Annotated in this window: 14 protein-coding genes; all 14 read right to left on the bottom strand. The window is 66.7% G+C overall.

The window, feature by feature from the left end:
- Positions 1–80: 80 nt before the first annotated feature.
- A complete protein-coding gene (gene rpsG, locus AC1M2K_RS16390) occupies positions 81–551 on the bottom strand; it encodes a 30S ribosomal protein S7 (protein WP_480239229.1) in 471 nt (156 codons plus the stop codon).
- Complete coding sequence (rpsL, locus tag AC1M2K_RS16385) at positions 551–925, bottom strand: 30S ribosomal protein S12 (RefSeq protein WP_108391783.1); 375 nt, start codon at positions 923–925, stop codon at positions 551–553. Before rpsL ends, rpsG begins: the two co-directional genes overlap by 1 nt.
- Before the next feature lie 275 nt (positions 926–1,200).
- Entirely contained in the window at positions 1,201–2,562 is a 1,362-nt protein-coding gene (locus AC1M2K_RS16380) for a hypothetical protein (protein WP_480241806.1), read from the bottom strand.
- A gap of 99 nt (positions 2,563–2,661) precedes the next feature.
- Entirely contained in the window at positions 2,662–3,297 is a 636-nt protein-coding gene (locus AC1M2K_RS16375; RefSeq protein WP_480239227.1) for a spermidine/putrescine ABC transporter substrate-binding protein, read from the bottom strand.
- A 19-nt stretch (positions 3,298–3,316) separates the two neighbouring features.
- Positions 3,317–3,859 (bottom strand): DUF6121 family protein, encoded by a 543-nt coding sequence (locus AC1M2K_RS16370; protein WP_480241805.1) that lies wholly within the window; start codon positions 3,857–3,859, stop codon positions 3,317–3,319.
- 4 nt (positions 3,860–3,863) lie between these two features.
- A complete protein-coding gene (locus AC1M2K_RS16365; RefSeq protein WP_480241804.1) occupies positions 3,864–4,532 on the bottom strand; it encodes an FHA domain-containing protein in 669 nt (222 codons plus the stop codon).
- Positions 4,529–7,078 (bottom strand): transglutaminase TgpA family protein, encoded by a 2,550-nt coding sequence (locus AC1M2K_RS16360; RefSeq protein WP_480241803.1) that lies wholly within the window; start codon positions 7,076–7,078, stop codon positions 4,529–4,531. Before AC1M2K_RS16360 ends, AC1M2K_RS16365 begins: the two co-directional genes overlap by 4 nt.
- Positions 7,075–8,445, bottom strand: a complete 1,371-nt coding sequence (locus tag AC1M2K_RS16355) for a DUF58 domain-containing protein (RefSeq protein WP_480241802.1) — start codon at positions 8,443–8,445, stop codon at positions 7,075–7,077. The genes AC1M2K_RS16360 and AC1M2K_RS16355 overlap by 4 nt, the downstream gene beginning before the upstream one ends.
- Before the next feature lie 17 nt (positions 8,446–8,462).
- Entirely contained in the window at positions 8,463–9,431 is a 969-nt protein-coding gene (locus tag AC1M2K_RS16350; RefSeq protein WP_480241801.1) for an AAA family ATPase, read from the bottom strand.
- Positions 9,432–9,468: 37 nt separating this feature from the next.
- Positions 9,469–14,745 carry an Ig-like domain-containing protein gene (locus AC1M2K_RS16345; protein WP_480241800.1) on the bottom strand — a complete coding sequence of 1,759 codons (5,277 nt, stop codon included), beginning with the start codon at positions 14,743–14,745 and terminating at the stop codon, positions 9,469–9,471.
- 134 nt (positions 14,746–14,879) lie between these two features.
- Positions 14,880–15,599, bottom strand: a complete 720-nt coding sequence (locus AC1M2K_RS16340; RefSeq protein ID WP_480239220.1) for a hypothetical protein — start codon at positions 15,597–15,599, stop codon at positions 14,880–14,882.
- Positions 15,596–17,203, bottom strand: a complete 1,608-nt coding sequence (locus AC1M2K_RS16335) for a serine/threonine-protein kinase (protein WP_480241799.1) — start codon at positions 17,201–17,203, stop codon at positions 15,596–15,598. Before AC1M2K_RS16335 ends, AC1M2K_RS16340 begins: the two co-directional genes overlap by 4 nt.
- A 1-nt stretch (position 17,204) precedes the next feature.
- On the bottom strand, positions 17,205–18,515 hold the full coding sequence (locus AC1M2K_RS16330) for an FHA domain-containing protein (RefSeq protein WP_480241798.1): 1,311 nt from the start codon (positions 18,513–18,515) through the stop codon (positions 17,205–17,207).
- An 8-nt stretch (positions 18,516–18,523) separates the two neighbouring features.
- Positions 18,524–19,357: a PP2C family protein-serine/threonine phosphatase gene (locus tag AC1M2K_RS16325; RefSeq protein ID WP_480241797.1), complete on the bottom strand. Its 834-nt coding sequence runs from the start codon at positions 19,355–19,357 to the stop codon at positions 18,524–18,526.
- Between the last annotated feature and the right edge of the window lie 2 nt (positions 19,358–19,359).

Here is a 19,359-nt window from a genome sequence, read left to right as displayed (position 1 = left end):
CCAGGAAGTTGAATGTGGATAGGTCGAACAGGCGGAACGGATGCCTCAGCGATCGGAATCGCCGAGGCATCCGCGCGCGACTACCAGCGGTAGTGAGCGAAGGCCTTGTTCGACTCGGCCATCTTGTGCGTGTCTTCGCGGCGCTTGACCGCGGCGCCGAGGCCGTTCGATGCGTCGAGGATCTCGTTGGTGAGACGCTCGGTCATGGTCTTCTCCCTGCGGCCCTTGGCGTAGCTGGTGAGCCAGCGAAGCGCGAGGGTGTTCGCACGGTGAGGCTTGACCTCGACGGGCACCTGGTAGGTCGAGCCACCGACGCGGCGTGACCGGACCTCAAGGGTGGGGCGCACGTTGTCGAGCGCCTTCTTGAGGGTGACGACGGCGTCCTGGCCGTTCTTGGAGGACACGCCTTCGAGTGCGTTGTAGACGATGCGCTCGGCGAGCCCCTTCTTGCCGTCAACGAGGATCTTGTTGACGAGCTGGCTGACGATCGGTGCGCCGTAGACGGGGTCTGCGACGACGGGGCGCTTTGGTGCTGGTCCCTTACGAGGCATTACTTCTTCTCCATCTTTGCGCCGTAGCGGCTGCGAGCCTGCTTGCGGTTCTTGACGGCCTGCGTGTCGAGCGCGCCGCGGATGATCTTGTAGCGAACACCGGGGAGGTCCTTCACACGTCCACCACGGACGAGGACCATCGAGTGCTCCTGAAGGTTGTGGCCTTCACCGGGGATGTAGGCGGTGACCTCGGTGCCGTTGGAGAGCTTCACACGAGCGACCTTGCGCATCGCCGAGTTCGGCTTCTTCGGGGTGGTGGTGTACACACGGGTGCATACGCCACGCTGCTGTGGGTTGGCCTTCAGGGCGGGGGCCTTGGTCTTTGTGACCTTCGGCGTGCGACCCTTGCGGACCAACTGCTGAATAGTTGGCACTACTTCTCCTTGTTTTTGCTGCACGGTGACAGCTGCAATGTGTTTGCTAGCATTCGCGCGAGGCGAGTTCATTTGGACCCACCGGCATCGCAGAAGAGCTTTGCTTTGAGGTGGTGGGTATGCCGTGGGGGGTGGCGCATGTGCAATCCGCCCCTGTGGTGTGTCATTCGTCCAGCTTCGCGTCGCACCGTTTCGGGCACGATCAGCTAGCGCGACAAAGCACACACCTCAAGAATAATAGCCTGTCGCGGTATGGCGGTCAAATGACCGCCGGTTCACTCGGCAGGAACGTACGCTGCACCGTCATCCGTGAATCCTTCGATGACGCCTCCGATGTCGAACGAGAACGGATCCGTGAAGATCTGGCCGGTCCCGCCAGTGGATGGGTCCCTGGCGTCTGCTGTCGCCTTGGCCGATCCAGGCGTCTCGGTGACGATGGCCCAGGTGCCGTCCGAGAACTCCCCGATGGTGAACGTGGGCTTGGTGACTGTCCAGACGAGATTGGAGATCTCATAGTTCTGGGAGTTCGTGGCAGAGAACGGGCAACCGGACGGCGTGAGATCCGTCGAGGCGGTGCAGTCGTCGAGCCAGGCTTCGACTGCATCCGTCGCAGCCTGGGTGCCTTCATCGGTCAGCGCGATCACGAGCGGCTCGGCCTCTGCGGCTTCGCCACCGAATCCGACGACGGACGCCGAGGTGGGCTCCGCGTCGTAGAACACGGCGTCACCACCGAGTGCGACTGCATACGTGCCTGGCAGCGCGCGCAACTCGACGGCGCCTTCGCTGCGAGCGGACGACGCGTCGATTCCGCTTACTTCGACGACCGCATCCTCCGGAGCGACCACACCGACGGACATCACACCGATGGTGGGCGCCTCGAGCGCCCACTTGTCGAAGATCACCGCATCCTTGCCTGCCTTCGTCAACGAGAACTCCTGGTCGTATTTCTCGCCGCCCTGTGTGATGCTCGCCGTGACGGTCGCTGTGTCGCCCTCGACGCTCGAGTCGGCGATCGTGTATCGCGTGATCTTGTCCTCGGCGTTCTCGTACGCCTCATCGGTGAGCAGCAGGTCCGTCTTCTCGACCTTGGTGCCAGAGAGCGTGAGCGCTGCCTCGGCGTCACCCTTCTTCAGCGCGTCGAGGTATGCCTGGACCTGGAGCTCAGGCGCATGGGCTGCGTTGCCCAGGTTGAGGCCGACGACGCCACCGACGATGAGGAGGAGGAGAACGACGGATGCCGCGATCCACGGCCACGCCTTACGCTTCTTCTTCGGCGGCTCCACCGGCGGCTGGGCACCCCAGGCGGGGTAGGTCTCCGTGGGCGCTGTGGCGCCCGCCGGCTGCGCGTACGCGTTCGTCGGCTGGGCCTGGCTGTACGGGTTCGGCGCCTGCTGCCCGTACGGGTTCGGCTCCTGTGGAGCCTGACCGTATGGGTTCGGCTCCTGTGGAGCCTGACCGTATGGGTTCTGACTGTACGGGTTCTGCGGCGCCTGGCCGTATGGGTCCGGTCCCGGCTGCTGCTCGCCCTGCTGGGCGGCCGGCGGCTGCGCCTGATTGTACGGGTTCTGCGGGGACGGCTGCTGCCCGCGCCACGGACCTGCGGCCGGGGGCCCTTGAGTAGCGTCGTCGTTCGTCATTGCATCCCCCGTTGAGTGTCGTGCGGCCGTCAGCGCCAGCATAGCGATCGGGCGCCTGCTGCCACAGGGGCAGAACTGCCCATCGGCTCGGCCGCGTCGTCACCAGGACGGTGGTGAGTCCAGTTCGAGGGTGAGGTCGGCGAGAAGCGCCTCGACCTGCGGTTCGACGTACAGGGCGACGGCAGCCTGAATGCGTTCGCGGTGCGCCTCGATGGAGATGCAGACGAGCTTGCCTGCATGGATCGCGCATTCGTCCGCGAGGCGGATCTCGGTACGGAGCGCGGCCTTCTCCTCATCGCTGAGGGGGTCAGGCGTGTCTTCTTCCCATGGTTCATCACCGGCGAGGCCTGCAAGGGTGAACAGGTACGGTTCCCCCGGCACCGGCTCGGGGTCGACGGGAAGGCCGTCGTACTCCGGGTCGAGCCCCCTGTCGGGCCGGTACTTGCTCGACCGCCGGAGCTCCGCCTCGCGGAGTTCCCTCTGCAGCAGGGGAAGATTGCGCTGCGTGTAGTCGTCGACGATGTCGTCGACGATGGCCTTCACCCTGGTAGAGAGACCATGCTGCACGGCGTGGGGCACGTCGTGGTCGAGGCCGACTGCCGCCATGATCGGCGACCCGAAGCAACGGCGGCACAGGCGGGTCCTTCCGCGGTGCGTGGACGGTTGCCAGCGCGGCAGCCAGCGCAGCCACGCATCGACTGCCTGACTCACTCGCGTGTCGAGCGACCGGTCCATGACTCCGAGGGTACTCGCCCTAGCGCTCCCACGGCCATAACGGACGCGCCGGATGTTCGCCACCCGTCGCGAGGACGAGCATGTAGACCGCGGACACCACCGAAGCGAGAACCCCGGCGGACACGGCGTAACCGCGAAGAGCCGAGTCGGCGGCGAAGAGGACGAAACTGAACGGCTCTCCTGTCGTGATCGCGTAGAGCGCTGCGCCGACGAGAACGTAGACCGCATAGGCGACGAAGCCGATCAGGATCGAGCGGCCGAGAGGGATCCTCACCGGATCCCCTGAGAAGGCTGCGATGGCGGCACGAAGGTCGAGTTCGTAGCGCCTGGCCACGCCGAGGAGGAACAGCAGAACGGTGAGCACGGCGGCGCCAGTTGCCGCAGGTCCGACGAGCGGACCGGCATCCGACTGGCTCACGACGTCGGTGTCGGTGAGCAGGCTGACGAATCCGAAGGCGCAGACCACGAGGGCGAAGTACGCGACGACCGCGAAGACCACGAGCGTGTACGGAAACGATGCCGGCCGGATCGGCGGAGGCAGCTCCCCGTTGTCTCTGGACACGAGATCAATCGAAGGCGACGCGCACCCGGTATTCGCCGAAACGCACGTCGGTCTTCGCTGGAAGCGGTGTGGCGACCTCGGGAGTGCACAGGGTTTCTGTGCCGTCTGCGGCGATGAGCACGGTACCGTTCGTCGAGTTGAGGTCGATGACCCAGACGCGCCCGTCCGAGATGCCGAGGATTGCGTGGGTCTTGGACACGCTGCGTTCGACGTCGTGAAGCGTGGCACGCGCCCGGACGCCGTAACCTTCCTGCTCCTGGGGATCCCGCCCGACGATGAGCCCCCCGGCCAGGGGAAGGACGGTGCCGTCGGGGAGGACGAGTCGGGGATTGTTGAGAGGAGCGACAGGCGCTGGCGCTGTCACCGGCGCCCCGGTCGCGGCTGCTGCAGCGGGCGCGAACGGCGTCGGCGCAACACCGAACTCCGGCCTCGCAACCGGGACGGGGGCGGCGTGGTCGGACGACGGGACCGTGTCGAGAGACGGTTCCATGCCAGGGGGCATGCCGATCCGGCGCACGGCGGTCGATGCTGCCTCGCCGGCGGCAGGGGCGGATGCCGTCTCCGCAGGTGGGACAGGTGGTGCAGGCGGGAGCTCAGGTGGGGCCTGCGGGGCAGGTACAGGGAGCGGCGGACGCGGCGGGATCGGGTGGCCGTTCCATTCGGTGTCGCTCATTTCGTCCCTCCGCCGGGTCGTCGACCGGGTCCGCGCCTCGGCGCTGTGAGGCGTTCCATCACCGAGCGTCCTGAATTGACGCGGAATCGGCTGACCTGTCGACGCCACCAGCCTACCGCCGCGCCGGCGCTCTCACTCGATTCGGCCGTCGTGCGCCAGAGCTCCTCGATCCGGTCGTCAGGCACGTCCCGTCCGGCGAACACCGCCTCGTCCGTGTCGCGCGCGAGCAGGGTCAGGGTGGCGACGCCTCCTGCCCGTTCGCCCGTGGCATCCGCATCGCCCGACGGAGTTGCCGGTGCGGTGGCGTCGAGCTGACCTTCGAGGTCTTCGGCGAACATCCGCCTCGTGCCGACGTCGGGAACGACGAACCCGAACTCCGCATACCGGTCGAGAAGTTCGTCCCATGCGCCGGCCGCGCGCGCGTCCGAGGTCTCCGCCTCGAGCCGGCGTCGCATCCGCCTGCGCTTGATGGCGGCCACGATGAGGAGGGGTACGAAGTACAGCAGAAGCGGGATGCCGACGATCGCAGCGAGGATCCAGGCCCACATCGGAAGGACGAATGCTCCGTCGTCCTTGTCGTCGTCTTCGCTGTCGTTGATGTCGACCTCGGTGAGCAGGTCGTCGTCCTGCTTCTCCGCGCGCGGAGGCTGCCGGACCTGGGGCTGCGGTTCGGTCTTCGGCTTCGGGTTCTGGTCCTGCGGGATCTCCTTCTCGTCGGGCGTCGGCGAGAAGCTGACCCAGCCGACTCCCTGGAACGGTACCTCGACCCAGGCGGTGACGTCGTCACCGGTCACGGTGATGGTCTCACCGTCCTTGATGTCCTTCGGCGCGAACCCCATGACCACACGGGCCGGGTAACCGAGAGACCTCGCCATGAGGGCGAACGCCGCAGCGAACTGTTCCTCGTCGCCGATCATCTGGTTCCTGGTGAAGAGTTCCTCGATCCGGTCAGCGCCATGCCCTGCCCGGGACGGGACGCTGTCGGATGCGAGGCCGTGACTGAGGAAGCCGTTGAATTTAACGGCCTGTTCCATCGCACGCAGCTTCTCGATCGGGGTCGTTGCGGTGCCGACGTACTCGGCGGCCTTCGCGGCGACGACATCCGGCACGCGCTCGACGATAGGCAGTTCCACAGCGGCGACCGGGACGTTCTTGAGTGCTTCCTCACTGAACTCGTCCTGCACGTCTGAGGTGAAGCTGTAGCTGTATCCGTCTTCGACGCCTGAGGTGAGCACTGTCGTCGCCGTTGCGGCGTTGTAGCGGAGGTCCTGAGTCTTGTCGACAGGTGCCGTAGGGAGGGAGAGCGTCTCCGGGTAGCCGACGACGGGAAGCCAGACGCCTGAGTAGCCGCCCACGGTGATGCTCACGGTGCGCCCCGCCGAGGACTCGATCAGTGGAGGCGCCGGAAGTTCGGAGCCGACGAGACGGAACGAGCCCGAACCGTCGGTCTGGTCTTCGGGACCGGAGACATCCCACAGGCGTCCGTCGTAGCTGTCCATCACGGCGAGCCGGATCCGGTCGGACGCTGTCAGTCCCGTGGCGGTGAACAGTTCGGTCTCGCCGAGGTCCTTCGTGTACTTGCGGAACCCGCTGAGCGGACTCGGGTAGTCCTGCGGGTCGAACGGCGGCACGACCTCTTCGCGCAGGACAAAGCGGGACTCGGGTGCGGGGATGAGGATCGAGCCTGCGAGTGCGGCCACGAGGATGGCGGACACGGCGACGATCGCGCTGCCGAGAAGCTTGGTACGGTTCAGCCCGCGACGTTCCTGGAGACTCGCGTTCTGCGCGGACCCTCGCCTCCAGCCGAGCCAGAGGAGGGCGAGAACCGCGAAGGCGATTCCGCGGAGGCTGGCGAGGAACGGTGTGGAGGTACCGATGAGGACGCCGAAGGCGTACAGGGCTACCGGTCCGATAAGCAGTGTGGAGAGCCGCGCCGCCGAGCGGTCGTGACGCGGGAGCCAGCGGAGGGCGAGCACTGCGCTGACCAGTCCGACCAGCCAGGCGGCGACGTACGGCAGCACGGTGATGTAGTCAGGTGCTCCTGCGGGCGCGCCGAGGGTCACGATGTCGGTCCAGCCGAACACCGAGCCGAGCGCCAGACCGCGCAGGGTGGTGAGGCTCGGAACGACCGCGAACAGCGCATCCGCCGGCATCGCGAATCCGCTGCCGAACACGAAGTAGAGGGCGATAGCGCCGAGTCCTGTGAAGAACGCGTTCAGCCGGAACAGGTGCGAGAGGTACCCTGCTGCGGTGCCGACGGCGAGTCCGCCCAGGCCTGCGAGCAGGTATCCGCTTCCGCCGAACGCCGGCGAGAATCCCCAGATACCGAGCGCGGACAACGTCGAGACGACGGCGAGGTCGCGCCAGGCCGCCGGTGAGACGGTTCCGCGGGGCAGCTTGGGCGTTGGTGGGATCTCGGCTCGCTCCGCCCTGGGCGGTTTCGGTGCTTTCGGTGCCTTTGGGGCCTTCGGTGCTTTCGGGTTCTTCCGAAGCCGGGGAGTCTTCGGCGCCTGTGCTGCGTTGTCCGCTGCTGTCGGGTCGGTCATACGGCCCTCGCCATCACTCGGGGCAGGTCGCCGATGGCGCCGATGGTCACGATGGACAGCCCGGCCATCTCCTGGACACGCGGCCTCGACCCGTGAGCGATCTTCAGGGCGATCACATTCGTCTCGCCGCCGAAGAGCCGTTGAATGGCCCGGTAATCCTGTGCATCCATGCCTGAGCCCGCGACGATGACGACGACACTGGGCGGCGGAAGCCGCTTGGTGGCCTCCCTGGCGAAGTCGCGGGCCGATGCGGTCGAATCGGTGATCTTCTCGATCCGGCAGCTGTCGTCGAGCAGTGAGGTCACCGAGTGGGTCTTGAGGATCCGTCCCTCGGTCACGACGCTGATCTGGGTTCCGTCGCGGATCACCTGGGCGCCGATGGATGCCGACACCGACACCGCGAGCTCGAACTCGTCATCGCTGGCGTAATAGCGCTCGTCGCTCGTGTGAATGATGGTCAGCTGACTGCGCCTGGACTCCTCGAACTGGCGGATCATCAGTTGACCGGTGCGGGCGGAGGTCCTCCAGTGGACGTAGCGGACGTCGTCGCCGGTCACATAGGCACGGAGCGCATGGAACGAGATGTCGTTGTTGGTGATCTTCTTCGTGATCTGACCCTCGAGGTCGCGCACGAGTCCCGCAGCGGTGGGGTGCAGCCGTGTGGTCACCGGGTGGACGAACAATTCGATGGTGTCTGTCCAGCGCACGGCACGCCGGAACAGTCCGAGCTGGTCACCCCGGACCGAGACGGCAGGCCCTGCGAGGATGACGGCACGCCGGTTGGTGGGCACGGCGAAGAGTTCCTCGGTGTCGGCTCCAGGCTGGAGCGAGCCGATGGCGAACTCGGCCAGGCCTTCGCCGACCGGCACCTCGAGCGTTGTCGCCGCCGCGGTCTTCTTCCCCGTGTTGGTGACGAGGACTCGGCCGATGGCGCGCTCCCCCACGGTCACCCGACGCGGGTTGAGGGCGATGTCGACGGCGTAGCTCGCGCGCCCGATGAGGAACAGGGCGGCGACGGCCAGGGCAGCGAACAGGGTCAGGGCGACGACGGTCAGTTCGGCCCAGCCGAGGATCACTCCGACGATCAGCGCAACGACGGCACTGCCGAGGACAAGTGCGCCGAGCCCGCTGATGATGCTGAGGTATGGACGCACCCCGGCCCAGGCCCATCCGACCCACGACGAGACGATGCGCCAGACGGCCGAGGCCGGCGTGGCGATCGCCCGGCCGGCCCGCCGCAGCGGCCCCAGGTCGAGCCTCAGGCGCCGTGCCGGCTTCGCGGCCGGTGGCACGGCTCTGCCGGGCTCCTGGCGTGGCTCGTCGACGACCGGCTCAGGGAGCACGGGCGCTTCAAGGCTTGTCGTCATGGGTGGTTTCCGGGGATTCAGGCGGCGCGGTACGCGGGAACGGGAAGCTCCACGAGGATGCCGGCGATGACGTCCTCGGCTTTGACGCCGGCGAACTCGCTCTCGGCGTCGACGATGAGACGGTGGGCCAGCACGGGGACGGCGAGCCGGTTGACGTCGTCAGGCGTCGCGTAGGCGCGGCCGTGGGCGAGTGCCCAGGTCTTGATCATGCGAGCGAGGGCGAGGCCACCGCGCATGCTCACGCCGAGAGCGACGTCCTTGTGCGACCTGGTCGCGTGCACGATGTCGGTGATGTACTCCATCACCGAACGGTCGACGTGAACGGCGGATGCCAGCTGCGACATGGCGATGAGCGATGGGCCGCCGATGATGGGGCTGATCTGTGACGCCCGGGAACGGTTCGCGGAGTCGAGCAGGAGGTCGACGGCGGTCGCGCGGTCGGGGTAGCCGAGCGACGTCTTGATCAGGAAGCGGTCGAGCTGGGCTTCCGGGAGCTTGTACGTCCCAGCCTGTTCGACCGGGTTCTGAGTCGCGATCACCATGAACGGCTTGCCGACCGGGTAGCTCTCGCCATCGACGGTGACGACACCTTCTTCCATCACCTCGAGGAGCGCTGACTGCGTCTTCGGGGACGCCCGGTTGATCTCATCGGCCAGGACGACGGAGGCGAAGATCGGGCCCTTGTGGAACTCGAACTTGTTCGTCGACTGGTTGTAGATGGTGACACCGGTGACGTCGGACGGCAGCAGGTCAGGGGTGAACTGGATGCGCGAGTTCGTGCCCTCGAGAGTGTTTGCCAGCGCCTTGGCGAGCACTGTCTTGCCCGTCCCGGGGAAGTCCTCCAGGAGCACGTGCCCCTCGGACAGCATGGAGGCGAGCACGAGCTTGATCGTCTCTTCCTTGCCGAGGATCGCCAGGCTCACGTTGGCCACGAGGGACTCGAATGCCCCGGCGAACCACGCCGACTGCTCTTGCGTTACTGACACGTTTTCGTTCTCTTTCGTTGGGGCTGAGGAGGTCGGATCACGGGAAGCTGTATCCGTCGCTGGGGGTTCCGTTCACGAGGACACGGATTCCGCACGAGGCCAGGTTGACCTGCACGAATGCGGTTGTCGTGTGGGAATTGTTGCCACTCATCGGCACACTGTAGGTCCGCGAGACGTCATGCCACGAACCACCGCTGCAATACTGCGGCGTGATGTTGTACGACCCGCCGGGGTATTCCGCCCAGGAGAATCCCACGACGTACGTGTTCGAGACGGGGTTTCCGTAGGGATCGTTCCGCGTCTTCGGACCATCGGTGCCGTACACGTCGGTGATCCGCGGGTTCGGTGGTGGCGGTGGTGGCTCGTTCTCTACGATCACACTGTTCGACACCTCGCCCCACGGGCCACAGCCACCGTTGCCGCAGGCCTGTACTCGGCCGTTGCTGTAAGTTCCCGCGCCGACGCTGTTGGTCTTCGCGGAGGTGTTGTTGGCTCCGTTGACAGTGCCGTTTCCGCCGCCGTTCCCGACTTCCCAGTTGTAGCTGGTGATGCTGCCGCCGGTGTCGCCAGGTTTGTCCCAAGTCAGCGTCATCGTCGTTTTCGCCCATCGCCCGTCGCGCGACAGTTTCACATTGGTCGGGGCGCTCGGCTTGCCGTATGAGATGGCGGATGCGGACGGCGAACGTTCGCTGTCGCCCACCTTGTTCGTTGCGTAGACGTTGAACGTGTACTCGGTGCCGTTCGTACCAGTGAACGCGAGCACGTTTCCGGCCTGGCCCTTCTGAACGACGTTCGCACCCCCACCAGTGCGCGTCACTGTGTACTCGGTAATCTCAGCGCCGTTGCTCGATGGTGACGGATTGATCGTGACCCTGATCCGGTCAGCCTCCGCCACGAGCGTCGGGGTCTGCGGCTGGTCGGGGGCGCTGGTGACGATGACGTCTGCGCGTCCCTGCGCCTGGCGGTTGGGATCCTGGGTGGCATCCTGCACCTTGTAGATCACGCTGACCTGCTGGCTCTTGTCCGGCCCAGGGGTGATGATGAGGTTCGGCCCGCTGATCGACACGGTGGCGTTGCCGGAGTTCACCGTCGCGTCGATGATCTTCAACGGCTTGTCCGGGAACGGGTTGAAGTCGTTGGCGAGCACGTTGATCGTCTCGGTCTGGCTCGACCGCCCGTTCGGCTCGAGGTCGTCCACGGTCGACGGGAGCGGCTGGGAGGACGACACGACCCGCACATGCACGGTGCCCGGGATGGTGAACTTCTTGTAGGTGATCGTGAAGTTCAGCGTCGTCGCCGTTCCGGGCTGGACGCCGAAGGGGGCCGAAACCGAGAGGGTCGAGCCAGACAGCCCTGCGACGATTCCCCCGGTCGCTGCTGAGAGACCGCTGTAGCTGAGTGCAGCCAGGACCTCGGGGTTCGGGTGGTCGCTCGCCATGCGCAGGTCGAGCGTCTGCGCGGGCTCCCCGGCTTCGATGGTGAGTTCGGGCGGCGTGAAGGTCGGGGGAACGTCCTTCATCTCCGGATCGCCGACGGTGATCGGGAGCACGAGCACAGCAACCCCGGTGCTCGACCCGTCTGTCGCTTCGAAGGTGATGCTCGCCGGGCCGCGGTAGTCAAGAGCGGGCGTGAAGGTGAGCGTGTCGTCGTCGACGTAGTTCGGGGTGCCGTCACTCTTGATGGCGCTGACAGTGTTTTCGCCGGTGATGCGGATGTCCTTGCCGGTGGGCGACTCGGCGATGTCGGACAGCTTCCACGACTTCGTCTCGTTCATGTCGACGTACTGGGTCGGCAGGTTGAGCTTGATCCGCGGCGGGAGGCCGTCAGAGTACGGCGGCACGACGATGAAGGCGGCCGCGCTGAGATCGTCCGTGGTGTTCGTCAGCCGGTACGCAACCGCCGTCCTGGCGTCGCCCAGAGTGACGCGGACCTTCCCGTCGGCGAGCAGTTCGGCGCTGTCCTTGTTGGGCCCTTCGATCGAGATCTCGAGGTCTTCGACCCGCCCGCCGGAGTTGTTCGCACCCTTCGTCACGTCGATGTCGACGGTCTTCTTCGCCAGTACGTCCTCGGGCTCGACGATGTGGTCGATCAGGGTTGGTGGCGCGATCGTGGCATCCTTGGTCACCCGCACCTGGACGAACGCGGTGTCGAAGCCGCCCTGGCCGTTCGTGATCTCGTAGCGGACGACGAAGCTCGTCTCCTCATCCGGCGCTTCGATCTCTACCGCACGCTTGTTCTTGACGGTCGCCGTGATGCCCTCAGGCACGTCCTTGAGCTTTTTGCTCACTTCGATCGTGTAGCCGTTGGGGTCCGAGTCGTTGCCGAGCACTGGCACGGTGGCGACGCGGCCCGGTTGGACCTCGATCGTGTCGTCCACGGCGATCGGCGGTGAGTCCTGCTCGGGCCGTTCGATGACACCGATTCGCACCACTCCGAGTGCCGTCGCGCCGTAGACATCCTTGACCTTGTAACTGAACACGTCGGTGCCTGCCGAGCCGGGCGCAGCGGTGTAGGTGAACGACGTGCTGGTGGAGTCGGTGACGCTTCCGTACGCCGGCGCTGTCGCCAACCCGTCGAAGACGACGGAGTCGCCGTTCGGGTCGAGGCCGTCGAGGGGAACGTTCACGGTCACCGAGGAGTCGGCGAAGACCCTGGCGGTAAGTGTCTTCGGCGCCGGTTCCTCATTGACGTTCTTGTCGGCGGCGACGACGTTGAAGGTGACCGTCGCGACGGCCTTCTGCTTGAAGTCGTCTGTGACCGCGTATGTGACCGTGTAGACACCGGGTTCGCGCGGGGCCTGGTACCTGACCCTGTCACCGGCGACGAAGGCGAGACCGGCCTGCACCGGCTCGGCGAGGTCGGGAGCGAGCGTCATGACGGCGTTGTCCGGGTGGATGTCGTTGTCGAGAACGGGCACGCTCGCGATGTCGCCGGCTCGGACGGTGACGACGTCGTTGGCCGCGATCGGAGCCTGGTGCTTGGTCAGCGGAGGCACGGGGACGATCGCGATGGTGCTGACTGCCTCGTTGACGCCGTCAGAGACGGTGTAGCTGAACTGCAGCTGTTCGGTCACCGCGGCGCTCGACGTCACTCGCACGACCGAAGAGTTGAGCACCTCGATCGACAGGACGCGCGCCTCATCTGGGATGTCGAGGGACCGGAGGGCGAGGACCTTGCCGCTCGGGGAAACATCGTTGGTCAGCACGTTGAGCACGGTGGGCTCGTTCGGACGGAGGTAGCCGGTGTCGTGGACGGCGATCGGCGGCTGGACCTTCTCCGGGACATCCTTGACGTCGACCCGCATCATTCCGATGCTCGTCGCGGCGCCTGCGCCAACCGTGTACTGGATGTAGTAGACCCCGGTCTTGCCCGAGACGATCTGCATCGAGTTGGTGTCCGGCTTGAGCGTGATCGACATCCCGCCCTGCAGGGCCTCGGCTCCGAGGAGGGCCAGCTGCCCGCCGTTCGTCGAAAGGTCGTTGGCGATCGGGAAGGCTTCGACGGGCTCACCGACGAACGTCTCGACGTGGTCGGGGGTGCCGATCGGGTTGAGAGTGCCGGTCGCCTTGACGTCGACTGTGAAGGTTCCTGACGCCGTCTCGTTGCCGTCGGAGACGACGTAGACGATGTCACGGGGCCCGATCTGGCCGGAGGTGTGCGTGACGGTGACGAAGCCCTCGTGAGAGAAGCGCACCAGGTCGCCGTTGTCCGACACTGCCGACTGGAGGAACACGTCGTCGCCGTCAGGGTCACGCCAGTCGATCAGCGGGTTGTACGTGATGCTCTGGCCTGCTTCGACCGAGACAGCGCCCTTGCGCTGCTCGACGGGTGCCGAGTTGGCCTCCGTCGGCATGATCGTCACGCTGACGTTGGCCTCGGAGACGCCGCCGGTGCGCCCGTCGGAGACGGAATATCGGAACGAGATCGTCCCGGCTGCCTGATCCGCGTTCGGCGTAAACTGGAGCGCCCGGCCACCGTCGATGAACTCGACGGTGCCAGATTCCGGCACGAGACCCTGCAGGTTCCTGCCGATGGTGAGCACGTCGCCGTCGGGGTCCGTGTCGTTGTCGAGCACGGGCAGAATGGTGCTCTTCCCCGGCCGCGCACCGAGGACGTCGTCCCTGGCGATCGGCGGCCGGTTCTGTTCGGTGCGGTCGGCGAGGGTGTCCTCGAACGACTGGGTGGAGGCCTTCTCGTCGCCCTCTTCGCCGTCATCCTCCTGCGGGGGTGTGACTTCTTCCCAGTTCTTGACCAGGCGCATGTTGGCGTCGACCAGCCAGACATCCCCGGTCTGCAGGTTGTTGAGCGCGATGACGTTGCGGTTCACCCGGAATTCGAGCTTCGCGCCCTCGGCGAGTGGTTCGATGGCCTGTCGGGACACCGGGGCGTCACCACAGGCGGCGACGTAGACGCTCGCCCCTGACCACGCACCGTGGGCGCAGCCGTTGAGGTTCACCGGCGAACTCACCTCGCCCGGCTTGGTGATCGCGTTCGTGATGTTCGCCTTGATCGTCTGCGGGGTGCTGTCGTTGAGCCTGACGCGGAGGAGCGACGAGCCTGTGGCGACGATGACCTCTCCCCCTGTCGCACTGACTTGCTGGAGCTTGAGCGCCTTGCCGGGGAGATCGATGGATGTCGAGGCATCCGTCACGATGCGGTTCTTCGAGAGGTCGAGGATGACGGCCTGCTCCCCCGCGGCGGTGAGCTGGTAGTCCTTGAGCGCAGGGAGAGCCGTCACGGTGGGTTCTCCACCGGCGAGCGGGTAGGCGTAGAGCTTCTTCTTCTTCGGCGACACCGCGAAGACCGTTCCCTTGCTCGAGACGACGCTCTGGGCGTTCGCGCCGAGCTTGGCGATCGGGTCGGTGTCGATCGTCGAGAAACGCAGTTCCCCTGCCGTGCTCGTCACCCACAGTTCGCCCGTGTCAGGCTCGAGGATCGACAGCATCGCGTCTCCGAGCGAGAGCGTGGCATTCGGCGGGAGTTCTGCGCGCTGAACGAGGGTGGTGAAGGCGGAGTCGATGCGTTCGACACTCGAAGCGGACCGGTCGTGCAGGAGCACGTTCTCGCCGTTCTGCAGCACGTCGATGTCGTTGGAGACGGTGGAGACGGCCGCGTTGAGCTCCTCGATCTGGCGGTTCAGCCGGCCGGCCTGCAGCTCGGTGCCGTTCGTGACCCAGACGTCCCGCGCGCTGAGGTCGACGTCGGTGACCGGGAACCCCTCGTGGAGCACCGCGACGGTGACAGGAACAGCGACGAGAAGGGAGAGCGCGACGACGGAGGCAGTGACCTTTCGCGTCTTCAACCACTTCAACACGTTGTCGTCCCCCCACGGCCCATACGGTTGTCGGTTCCCGGAATACTCAGACAGGAACCGGGTCTACGCTAACACGCCGATCACGCCGCAATTTACAGTCATTTGAATGCGTCCAAACGCCCCTCGGACGAGGGTCAGGAGTCGGTGAGCGCGGATGCTTCTGCCGGTTTTTCCCGGTCCAGGAGGACCAGGTCATCGGTGTCGACGAGCCTCGAGGACACGGCGTATTCCACGAGTCTCGCCCGGCGTCCTGTGGCGAGTTTCCCCCGGCCGCCACGCAAGCCGCGAACCCCGATGCGATCAAGTTTGTCGCAGACGTTGTCGAGTTTGCGGTTGAAGGCGGTCTGCGTCCAGCCGAGCCTCGCGGCGGCATCCGACGACGCCGGAATCTCGCCCCTGCCGGGGGAATCCTGCCTGAGCACGTTCTCGGCAAGCGCCACGATGAGCAGGCGCTGGCTGCTCGTCAGGTGCACGGGCCCGACGGTCGTCGTTCCTGACTGCAGTGTCGTCATTGCGGTCGTGCCGAAGTACTCCGGCTCCGAGTGGATCGTGAACTCGTACGTCGTCGACCCGGCACTGAACATCACCTGGAGCTCGGGGAAGACGACCGGCAGTCGGGCACCGGGCGCGAGCCACGCCTGCACCTGGCCAGTGGTGTCCGTGACCGTCGCAGCGAGGAGGTTGCCGACGTTGGTCAGCCACCAGAGATCGTTCTCGTGGCTGATCGAGAGGAAGCGCCGGTGAAGAAACGGGTTCTCGTCGATGATCAGGTCTGACTCACGCCCGACGAAGAATGGTTCCCCAGGGGTGATGTCGTACCACTCCCCACAGAACTCGATGCGTGGCGCTTTCACTTGCTGCACATCTCCAGTGGCTCGGTTGACGTCTTGCCTGTGCTCCGGCGGAGAACGACCTCGATGCAGACCTGGCTGCCGTTCGTGACGCCGTCGATGGTCGCCGACTCGGATGCCGTCGGCACCTGTTCGCCCGCGTTGGGACCGTCACTGCGGTGCCAGATGTACTTGTCGCCGTCCTGCGGGTCAGGGTTGGCCCAGGTGAAGGTGAAGGCCGTGCCGGCGGCATTGGGGGCGACGCTGACCTCGTCAGGGGTCGGGACACCGACCGTCACGATGTCGGACGTCGCGGTCGGGCTCGGCGTGGGGTCCTCAGGCGCGGGCGCGAAGATCACCGCAGCGGCGATCCCGCCCCCGAGAACCAGCACGCCTGCGGCGCCTGCGAGGATCGGCCAGAGCTTCCGGCGACGAACCGGTTCGCTCACCGGCTGCGGCTCGACGAGGGCCTCTCCCCGCTGACGGATAACGGTGTGTTCGGGGGCATCGGCGACCGCGGGGGTCTCGTGAGGCTGCACAGACGGCATCCTGCGGATCACGGTGGGGTCGGCGGCGGAACGGGGCGCTGCGGGCTCGACCGGCGGCTGTACTGCCGGCTGGGCGTGCACGGTGGCCACCCCGCGGATCCTGGTCGCATCCCCGGCGTCTGCGGCGTCCGCGTCGTGGACGCGTTCAAGGATGGTCAGGTTGGGCACGTCGATGGCGGTCGGAGCGTATGAGAGCTCCATCTCGACGCGCTGCAGCGCGCGGGCGAAGTCCACCGCTGTGGCGAACCGGTCATCTGCGGAGACCGACATCCCCTTGGTGAGGATGGAGACGAGCGACCTCGGGATGTCGTCACGCGTGATCGGGGTGATGCTCCCGCGTTCGATCCGGCCGATCAGGTCGACGGTGCCGTTCGGCTTGCCGGGGACTTCGAACGGGGTGTGGCCGACGAGGAGGGTGTAGAGCGTTGCCGCCAGCGAGAACACGTCGCTGCGGACGTCTGGCTGGGGGTGGTCGTCGAACATCTCAGGCGGGGACCACGGAATGGACATGCCGATGGTGCCTGTGGCCGTCGCCGCGCCTGCCGCGTTCATGGCATCCCGCGTCGTCGTGTTCACCGGCAGTTCGATGTCGACGGCGCTCGAGATGCCGAAATCGGTGAGGGCCGGCCAGCCGTAGTTGTTCGTGAGAACGTTCGCCGGCTTGATGTCGCGGTGCAGGATGCCGGCAGCGTGCGCGGTCGCGACGGCGCTCGAGAGTCGGACACCGGTACGCAGGGCGTCTGCCACGGCGAACCGGGACCGCTTGTACTGTTCGGCGAGGCTCGGTCCCGAGCAGTACTCCATCACGAAGTACGGGCGTCCGTCTGCGGCGACGGCCGCGTTGTAGATGGTGACGATGTACGGGTGCGCCGACAGCTGCGCCATCAGGTTCGCCTCGGCCACGAAGGCCGTCCGGGAGGTGTCGCTCAGGTCTTCAGACGCGAGGACCTTCACCGCCACGAGCCGCTTGGGCAGTTCCTGCTCGTAGAGGTAGACGTCGCTGAATCCGCCGGAGCCGAGCAGGCGGCTGTACCGCAACCCGGGGAGCTCAGGCGGGGTGGCGACCTGGCGTGCCGCCACGCTATGCCTCGCTCACCCGGAGGACGATGTCGCTGCCGAGGTCGATGGCCGTGCCCGTGATCACCGGCGTCGGCTCGCCCGCGCGCAACAGCTGCGGGAGCTTGCCAGGTGCGATGACGTGCGTTCCGTTGCTGGAGTGCAGGTCGGTCACGACGACGGTGTCGCCTTCGACGGACACCCGGACGTGGCTGCGTGAGATGTCGTCGCCCGTGAGGGTGACGAGGTGCGGAAGAACGGATGCCGGGACGTTGGAGACGCTGGGAGCGCGACCCAGGATGACCGGGGCGGTGAGCGCCTGGGATTCGCCGCCAGGCAGTTCGAGAACGTAGCGATGCCCTGCGGGCCGCTGGGCCGGCGACTGTGGGGCAGGCACCCGAGGTGCGGCGCCTGCAGCGGTCTTCTGTCGAGCGGCGAGGATGTCTGAGGCGAGCATCGTCCGACCGTCGTGGTCCCCTGGCGCAGAAGTCTTCTCTGCCGCGGGAGCGGCCGACGTCGTCCGCGGCGTGCTGAGGAACGCGGGCTCGGGCATCGACACGGCATCGTCGTCCTCCGACGGCTGCTCGACGGCGGCGGCGCCGACCGGGCGGAAGACCGTCGCGCCGAAGAGGTAGTCGTAGCCGTCAGCATCCGCCTCGGCTGCGGGCGCTTCGGTGGCCGCGGCGTCGTCTGACGCGCCCCGCGTCGCGGTGTGGAAGACCCGGGTCTCTTCGTGCAGGGAGGCGGCAGGCGCCTCGACCGGCGCTTCATCAGGCGCATCGACAGGTGGCTTCGGCGCGCTGGCGGCGGCCGCAGGCGGCGTGACCGGTGCGGGTACAGCGGATGCCGACTCCGGTCGTGTCGAGGCTGTCGCGTGGTCGCCGGCGAGGGTCACCCTGCTGACCCAGGCTGCGCCGCTCTGCAGCGGGAGGACGGGCACGGCTGACGGTGCCGATGGGTTCAGTTCGACGGTGAATCCGGTCGGCGACTCGATCACTTGTTCGGTCCAGGTCGTGACTCCGCGCGAGGAAACGCTGACGGTTCCGTCTGCGGTGTCCACGGTCACCACGGCGTCGCCGCGCACGATCACCCCGAGGCCTTTGTCGGTCAGCTCTCCGTCGACCCAGAACAACAGGGCGAACGGGCCGGTGGCGCGAAGCCCCTGTGCCGTGAGGACTTCGAGTACCTGCTGGACGGACGTGCCCGCATCGCCCGTCGCCGCGAGCAACCCGACCCGGTCGGAGCCGTCGTCGACGCGCGCCACAAGAAGACGGCCGGCCGTCGCGACGGCCAGCCACTCGTGCGTCTGCGCAGGCGCATAGCTGTACCCGGTCATGCCACCCCTCACACTCTCGGCAGGGTCTGCTCGAGATAACCGAGAGACCGATTTTCATGATAGCCCGGGCGCGGCGGAGTCGTGTTGACGGTGCGGGAATCGACGATGAGCACGGTGACGTTGTCGTGGGCGCCTGCTTCGAGGGCGAGCTCGACCAGACGATCGGCCGGATCGGCGACTCCCGAGCGCAGGACCGCCTCGATCTGTTCCGTCGACACCTCCCTGGTGAGACCGTCCGAGCAGATCAGGAAGACCTGGTGGTCGGACGCGGGAAGCAGCCACACGTCGGGGTCGGCATCGACCTCGACCCCGACCGCGCGGGTCACGACGTTGCGCTCCGGGTGCGTGAGCGCCTCGAACGCGGTGATCGACCCGGCGTCGAGAAGTTCCTGGATCGCCGAATGGTCGACAGTGACCTGGCGGAGAACGTTGTTGTCCCAGAGATAGACGCGGGAGTCGCCGATGTTGAACGCCATCCAGTGGCAGTCGGCCTGGCTGGACAGGCTGACGAGGGCGAGACCGGCGACCGTGGTCCCGGCGATCCCGGACTGCTCAGCCCACGACATGATGAAGGAGTTCGCCGCGGTGATTGCGGTGAAGACGGCCTCAGGGGTCGTCGGCTCCCCCGGTCGGATGCTGTGCGACAGCTGGTGGACCATGGCCTGGCTGGCGAGGTCCCCCCGGGAGTGACCTCCCATGCCGTCCGCGACGGCGAAGATCGGGGCCGCGGCCACGAGGCTGTCCTCGTTGTGCTCGCGCACGTGGCCGGTGTCGCTCCGACCGGTCACCGCGACGGTGACGATCGACCGCGAGGTCCTGATGGTCTCGACCCTGGGGGCCATCT

Source organism: Mycetocola sp. Y171 (assembly GCF_056713165.1).
Note: the sequence above shows the minus strand (reverse complement) of the source record. Positions and strands in the feature narration are given on the sequence as shown.

Excerpts from the sequence above, each read along its gene's own strand:
- AC1M2K_RS16355 (WP_480241802.1), bottom strand. The coding sequence starts at position 8,445 with ATGACGACAAGCCTTGAAGCGCCCGTGCTCCCTGAGCCGGTCGTCGAC.
- rpsG (WP_480239229.1), bottom strand. The coding sequence starts at position 551 with ATGCCTCGTAAGGGACCAGCACCAAAGCGCCCCGTCGTCGCAGACCCC.
- AC1M2K_RS16365 (WP_480241804.1), bottom strand. The coding sequence starts at position 4,532 with ATGAGCGACACCGAATGGAACGGCCACCCGATCCCGCCGCGTCCGCCG.
- AC1M2K_RS16325 (WP_480241797.1), bottom strand. The coding sequence starts at position 19,357 with ATGGCCCCCAGGGTCGAGACCATCAGGACCTCGCGGTCGATCGTCACC.
- AC1M2K_RS16330 (WP_480241798.1), bottom strand. The coding sequence starts at position 18,515 with ATGACCGGGTACAGCTATGCGCCTGCGCAGACGCACGAGTGGCTGGCC.
- AC1M2K_RS16375 (WP_480239227.1), bottom strand. The coding sequence starts at position 3,297 with ATGGACCGGTCGCTCGACACGCGAGTGAGTCAGGCAGTCGATGCGTGG.
- AC1M2K_RS16360 (WP_480241803.1), bottom strand. The coding sequence starts at position 7,078 with ATGACCGACCCGACAGCAGCGGACAACGCAGCACAGGCGCCGAAGACT.
- AC1M2K_RS16380 (WP_480241806.1), bottom strand. The coding sequence starts at position 2,562 with ATGACGAACGACGACGCTACTCAAGGGCCCCCGGCCGCAGGTCCGTGG.